The organism is Aeromonas sp. SER (genome assembly GCF_038739615.1).
In the GTDB taxonomy this organism is placed as follows: domain Bacteria; phylum Pseudomonadota; class Gammaproteobacteria; order Enterobacterales; family Aeromonadaceae; genus Aeromonas; species Aeromonas jandaei.
The window spans coordinates 257,128-263,822 of record NZ_JBCGFC010000006.1; the positions used below are offsets into that span (position 1 = coordinate 257,128).

Annotated in this window: 6 protein-coding genes; 3 read left to right on the forward strand and 3 right to left on the reverse strand. The window is 58.4% G+C overall.

Translation table 11 applies throughout. The features are described 5' to 3' along the window. Positions 1-103: 103 nt before the first annotated feature. Entirely contained in the window at positions 104-916 is an 813-nt protein-coding gene (locus AAHA41_RS11850; RefSeq protein ID WP_323068693.1) for a UTRA domain-containing protein, read from the forward strand. A gap of 39 nt (positions 917-955) precedes the next feature. Here the strand turns inward: AAHA41_RS11850 and AAHA41_RS11855 are convergent, their stop codons facing one another. Together AAHA41_RS11855 and dcuC are read right to left on the reverse strand one after the other, a co-directional pair. Continuing rightward, a complete protein-coding gene (locus tag AAHA41_RS11855) occupies positions 956-1,720 on the reverse strand; it encodes a helix-turn-helix transcriptional regulator (RefSeq protein WP_323068694.1) in 765 nt (254 codons plus the stop codon). Between the two features lie 430 nt (positions 1,721-2,150). Beyond that, positions 2,151-3,521, reverse strand: coding sequence for a C4-dicarboxylate transporter DcuC (dcuC, locus tag AAHA41_RS11860; protein WP_323068695.1), 1,371 nt, complete (start codon positions 3,519-3,521; stop codon positions 2,151-2,153). Positions 3,522-3,893: 372 nt separating this feature from the next. Here dcuC and AAHA41_RS11865 point away from each other — a divergent pair, with 372 nt between their 5' ends. Both AAHA41_RS11865 and AAHA41_RS11870 read left to right on the forward strand, forming a co-directional pair. Beyond that, entirely contained in the window at positions 3,894-4,076 is a 183-nt protein-coding gene (locus tag AAHA41_RS11865) for a hypothetical protein (RefSeq protein WP_323068697.1), read from the forward strand. Between the two features lie 345 nt (positions 4,077-4,421). Further along, positions 4,422-5,048 carry a porin family protein gene (locus AAHA41_RS11870; RefSeq protein WP_323068698.1) on the forward strand — a complete coding sequence of 209 codons (627 nt, stop codon included), beginning with the start codon at positions 4,422-4,424 and terminating at the stop codon, positions 5,046-5,048. Between the two features lie 71 nt (positions 5,049-5,119). On the opposite strand, the gene AAHA41_RS11875 is transcribed toward AAHA41_RS11870, so the two are convergent. Beyond that, positions 5,120-6,118: a diguanylate cyclase gene (locus AAHA41_RS11875; RefSeq protein WP_323068700.1), complete on the reverse strand. Its 999-nt coding sequence runs from the start codon at positions 6,116-6,118 to the stop codon at positions 5,120-5,122. Positions 6,119-6,695 lie beyond the last annotated feature (577 nt).

The following is a 6,695-nucleotide window of genomic DNA, read 5'->3' on the forward strand; positions in this document are numbered from 1 at the left end:
TGTCGCTGTCATCCACAGCGGTTACAACTCTGAACCCAAGTGAAGCTGGACTACTCCAGCAAGGGCTGAACCAACAAGGGCCAGGCCAGCCCGTACAGCCAGAATGAGCGACAGGGACATGAGCGTGATTGAACCGAGATTGAGCGAACGGGTCGTGGCTGAGGGCCGCGCCTCCAAGTGTGAACAGATTTGCCAGACCCTGCGCCGCTATATCGGCAGCGGTCAGCTGGCGGCCGGGCAGCAGTTGCCCGCCGAACGGGCCCTGAGCGAGCGTTTCTCTACCACCCGCATCACCATCAAGGAGGCGCTCTCCAGCCTCGAAGCGGATGGCCTTATCTACCGGGCCGAGCGGCGCGGCTGGTTCGTTGCGCCGCCCCGGCTCACCTACGATCCCGCCATCCACACCCACTTTCACCAGTGGATCGGCGAGCAGCAGCGCACCGCCGAAACCCGGGTGCTGGCCCACGGTAGCGAGCTCGCCAGCAGCGAGCTCTGCCGCTGGATGGGGCTGGATCCTTTTACACCGCTGTATGAAATTCGCCGCCAGCGCCTGATCGACGGCCGCCCGGTGCTCCATGTCAGCCACCATCTGCTGGCGAGTCGCTTTCCCGATATCGCCAGCGCACCGCTGGCCAGCTCCCTCACCGAGCTCTATCAGCAGCGCTATGGCATAGGCCAGGGTGGGGCGAGTCTCGAGATCACCCCCTCGGCGGCGCGCGGCGCCATCGCCCGCGCCCTCAATCTGGCGGAGGGGAGCGCCGTGCTGCGGCTGGTGCGGGTCAACTACGACGAGCGGGGCGCTCTGGTGGATTGCGATATCGAACACTGGCGGCCGGATGCCATCCGTATCTGCCTCGATACCCGGGCGTTGCAACCGGCCACAAGCAGATCGCAGACCGTTCAATTCACGGAATAACCAGCACCAACAGAGCGGATCCCGCAGGATCCGCCGCGATCAGTTGTCGATATTGGGGATCATGTCGTCAAAGCTCTGATAGCCGCAGTCGGCCAGTTGCAGCGACATGGTGTAGGTCTTGCGGTGCTCCTGCTGGCCGATGGCGGGGCGGTTGAGCTTGAGCTCCTGATGCCAGTACTCCTTCATCCGCTCGATCAACCCCATCGCCTCGCTCTCGTTGAGGTGGAGCTGGCAGAGCGCCAGATAGTTGTTCGACTTGTGCATGTTCTCCACCAGATACTCCCCCAGCATCGACATCGCCTGCCGCGCCTGCTGGCGGGCGAAGCGGCTGTGCTGCTCGAAGCTGATCCGCTCGCTGATGAGGAAGTGGTAGCTGTTGTCGATGCCAAGCTGCAGGATGCCGAGCTTCTCCAGCTTGCGCAGATAGAGGTAGCAGGAGGCATCGGTCAGGCCGTACTCCCGCTTGAGATCGATCAACGTCTTGTCGCGCCAGAAGATGTTGGCCAGAAAAGCGTAGAGGCCCGGCTCGTTGTGAAACGCCTCGTCCTGCTCCTGAGTGAAAACGGCGCGCCGGCTCTGGGCATCCTGGGTGCGCTCCAGCAGCTCCTCGAACGAGAGCCCCACCAGATGGCAGATCTCCAGCAGGGTATCGAACGGCAGGGAGGGCTTGTTCATCATCCGCTTGATGGTGGCAATGGAGACCCCCATCGCCTCCGCCAGCGTTTGATAGCGGATCCCCTTGTCGGTCAGGGTCTTCTTCAGGGTATCGATGATCTGGGTGGCCAGGGTCTGGCTGTAGCTCACGGGACTCATCCTTGTAGTTGCATCGTGACTGCATGGTTATGCCGCAGCGGGGTCGCCTCTATTTTTACCGCCAAGGCTCAGATATTGACACCAAAAAGATGGTGGTCGCTCGTAAACGGCTGAAATGGCGCCGAGGCCTGACCAGTTCCGGCCAGCGGTCGCAAAATCTGATACCCGCCAGCGCATATCCTTGAACCGGAAAACATTTTGCTAGTGCTGCATAGCTCATCACGCATACTTTTGTCGTATCGAATTCAAGACCCTTCCTGGTTTAGAAATCGATTGTTTGCTTCCAAATTTGTATTTTTTAAACCGCAAGGTTTTTCCTTTTTCCTGATCTTGAGCGGCGCTTGCAAAAGCACCGCTCTACTCTTTTTTGCGCCATGAAAAACGCCTGCCACAGGGCAGGCGTCAGCAGATGGCAACCCAATCAGATATAGCGAATGGCCGTCAGCGCCATCACCACCGCCATGCTCGCCATCATGGGGACGAAGGTGCGCTTCACCACATCCACCGGACTCAGGTTGGCGATGCCGGAGACCGTGATGATCACCCCCGCCACCGGCGAGATGGTGCGGCCAATGCCGGCCGCGAACAGGATCGGCACCAGCAGCAACAGCGGGTTGATGTCGAACTGGCTGGAGACCAGCGGCACGATGGGAATAAACGCCATCACCGGGGCATTGCCCGAGCCGGTGATAAAGGCGGTCAGCAGGATAAAGAGCGAGAAGACCAGCGACAGCCCGAGCGGGTTGAGCTCGAACGACTTGGCCAGATCGATCAGCTGGGTGATGGCGCCGATATTGGTGAGACCGGCGGAGAAGAACTCGGCCGCCAGCATCAGGGTCAGCACGCTGCCGAAGATCATCCCGGTGCCGGTCAGCCAGGCCTCGAAATTGGCGAACGCCTTGTTGAGGGAGCGGTAGCGCAACGCCTCAATGATGATGCAGAGGGTCATGGTCGACATCATGGCCACCGGAATGGTCATCTTGATGGCGCTGACAAACAGCTCGGAGAAGCCGAACAGAAAGACGAAGGGGATCACCGGCAGCAGGGCGTAGTAACCCGGGGTGTTCTCGTGCTTTGCCTCCAGCTCGTGCAGATACTTGCCCCGCTCGGCGGCGGTATCATGGCCATCCTTGCGGTCGCAGTAGCGCTGCCACACGATATTGACGAAGGGGATGATCACCAGCAGCGCGATCTGGAACAGCAGCTGATGGTTCACCACGAACGGCATCACCTCGATATTGATCGCCTTGGCACCGATCACCGCATTGATCTGGCCGGGACCAAACTCCCACGCGGTGGGGATAACGATAGTCGCCACCGCCGTCTTGGCGCTGATCCCGGCATTGCGCAGCAGCGGATAGAGGGTACCCATCAACAGCAGGGAGAGCGAGGTCGCCCCGGTGATAAAGACATAGAGGATGGAGACCAGCAGCAGGATGATCGCCAGCAATACATAGGGATTCTTCAGCGCCATGATGGGGCGGGAAGTGGCCTTCACCAGCGCCGCCGAAGCGCCGATCTGGTTGAGGTAGGTGGCCACCCCGGCAATCGCCACCAGGGTCAGACCGGTGGAGGCGAGGCGGGAGTTGGTCACCATGGCGAACTTCTCCCACAGATCGAAGAACCAGAAGCCCTGACTGTTCTCGGCGGGCAGGATCGGATTGATCCCCACCCACTGGGCATACGCCAGCAGCACCAGACCCGCGGTCAGCAAGGTCGCCTGCGGATTGAACCGCTTGAGCATGGCGTAGGCGACCAGCCCCACCACCACCAGAATCAATATTGTCGACATATTTATTATCCTTGTTGCAGCACCCGTGACGACCCGATTACATCTGATTGTTATTTCTCATAATCGGGATTCGGCAGCGTATCAGTCGCCCCCGGCAAATAGAATTGGTCGATGTGACCAGCGCCGCAATAATAAAGATTTAATCAATAGCGAAACGCTCGGCAAAATATTGCCCTAACACACTCCAGATAATCAGAATGTGGAGCCCTTCAAAGTTGTCGTCAGGCCGCTGTGCGCCCCCTCATAAAATAGCGACTCACCCTGCCCGCCCCCTTTTTTCGTCTCACCCATCAGCAAACGGCGCCGTGGCCAACCGGCCGGTCGGGTTCGGCCAAGTCGGCCCTTGTTCCTCTTGGGGCAGCCAGAGAGCAGATGAACGACATGCAGCAAAAGCGACCATTGTCGAGCAAAAATGCAGCAACAAAGAGAGTCAAACATCGCCTTTTGCAGATAAAAAATGCAACCAGCCAAAAAATTTTGGCCGCCAGCGACGAGATCCGACCGGTCAAAATAACAACAAAAAGTTGGCAATCGACCTCATTTACAACTGATTAATCATCATTCAGTTTGCAATCAGATGCTCCTTGCGGAGCGAAAAAGAAACCCAAGGGATATCAACCCCCTCCGGCCGATCGGCCAGCAAATAGCCCGGTCACGGTTATTTCGTTTATTTTGGTAATTTATAAATAAAGTGATAACTCTAAATTAATCATTAATTACCCAGTTATTGTTTGCGCCGATTTTTATTTGTAGCAAATCACAGCCGGCACACGGGTTGTTATTGAAAAACGAGCTGACTATACTGCGCCGCCTCGAATACAGGAGTGCAGGAAATATTAATAACTTTCATGGATGAAAGAGTTCAATCACACGCAGTTCACACATCAGGACAGATAATCCATGAACAAGTTTAACAGTGCAGTTGCCCTCTCCCTGCTCGGTCTCACCCTCAGCGGCGCCGCGTGTGCCGAGGGCTGGTATCTCGGTCTGGATCTCACCACCTCCAAAATGGATCTGGATGGCGTGGCCCAGCGAGCGCACGACGCCAACATCATCGACGACCAGCTCGACGGTGGCAGCCTGATCGTCGGCTACCACCTCAACGACTGGCTGGCCATCGAAAGCGGTCTGCATGCCCAGCGCATGAGCCAGCTGATGTGGATCACCAGCCCGGGCCTGACCGGCTTCACCGACACCACCATCGACACCCGCAGCATCAGCCTGGCCGCCAAGCTGAGCCAGCCGCTGGCCTGGGGCTTCAGCGCCTACGCCAAGCCGGGCGTGGCTTACACCAGCACCGAAATCGAGATGATCGGCAACGGCACCATCCTCGGCATGAGTGTTCAGGGTCGCCGCAGCGAGACCAAGGGTACCGTTCACCCCAATCTGGAAGTGGGCATCGACTACGCCTTCAACGACCATATCTCCGCCGGGATTGGTTACGAGCGCCAGTTCAACGCCATGACCCTGGGTGACGATCACTACTCCCTCGACACCCTCAAGCTGGGCATTCGCTACCACTTCTAAGGCGGCCGCGATCCCATGCAAAAGGGCCGCAGGTTTCACGCCTGCGGCCCTTTCCATTTGCCGTCCCGCCCTCAGCAGATCCGGTTCTTGCCCTGCAGCTTGGCCTGATAGAGCGCCCGATCGGCACGCACCATCAGGCTCTCCTTCTGCTCATCCTGCTCATACTCCGCCAGCCCGAAACTCAGGGTCGCCGGGCCGTGAGGGCAGATCGTCTCGCGCTGCAACAGCAGCTGGAACTTGCTCGCCACCAGTTGTGCCTCGGCATGACGGGTATTGGGCAGCACCACCATAAATTCATCGCCGCCCCAGCGGGCCAGCAGATCGATCTCGCGAATATGGCGGCGGATCAGCGCCACTATGTTGATCAGGGTCTGATCCCCGGTGTGGTGGCCATAGCTGTCGTTGATCTGCTTGAAGTTGTCCACATCCATGGCGATCACCGTGAAGGGCTGATGGAAGCGCCGTGCCCGCTCGCACTCCAGCTGCAACGCCCGCTCCAGCCGATAACGGCTGGCGGCGCCGGTCAGCGCATCGGTCTCTGCCAGCAGGCGATTCTCGTCCACCTTCCGCAGCAACTCATCGTTTAGCTGTGCCAGCTCGGCGGTGCGCTCGGCGATCAGCTGCTCCAGCGAGTGGTTGCGCCGCTCCAGCTGCTCCTGCAGCAGCTTGCTGGCGTGGATATTGCGATGGGCGCCGATCATCCGCGCCACCGAGCCATCGGGATTGCGGGCAATAATGTGGCCGCAATCCTCAATCCAGAGGTAGTCGCCATCGCGGGTGCGGCAACGATACTCGGCACGATACTCATGGGCGCTGCCATTGAGACAGAGATCGAACTTCGCCATCACCGCCGCAATGTCATCGGGATGGATCACGCTCTCCCAGGTAAAGACGGTATTGCCGAGGGAGTGCGGTTCATAGCCCAGCATCTGATACCAGCCGGGATTGCGATAGACAAAGCCGGTATTGGCATTCCAATCCCAGATGCCGTCGCTGATCACCTCCAGAATCCCGTGTACCACAGACTCGCTGAGGTCGGAGATCCTGACCGGATCACTCTCTTTGCCCATATGAGGTCATCCTCTCTTCTTGCCTGCGTCACTCTTGCTTGCCCACCAAACGGCGTTGTCGAGTCGGCGTGAAGCGCTACCTTGGCACACGGCGAAAATCCTGTCAGCCAGAATGCCACTCTCCCCCTGCTATCCGGTTATCGGCTGCTCGCTCTGCATGATAAATGGGCCGTTCAGGGCGTCAGCAAGTGTGGCTCAAGTGCAGCCCATTTGCTGACCAATACCCAGAGGCAGCCGTGATGGGGAACAGACAGAAGGCAAACAGGCAGAGCGTCTGCGTAGGGTGTAATAAGCGAAGCGCATTACACCTTTTGCCAGCTCAATATCAGCGGTGCAATTCACTTCGTTCTTTGCACCCTACCCGCCCTCACCCTGCCCTCTCCCAGAGGGAGAGGGGATATGGCGTTGGCATAGGGGTAAATGGAAAAAATAAAAAAGGACTGGGAGCATGGCGGCGTTTTTCAAGATAGTTGTCGCGTAACCCTGTTTTAAGCCGCTTGTTTTTCTTCTGGTTCTGACCGCTCTGGGTTCAGCATCACGGCTCCTATCGGTGTCCAGTTTCGTGTGTTCCCACTCC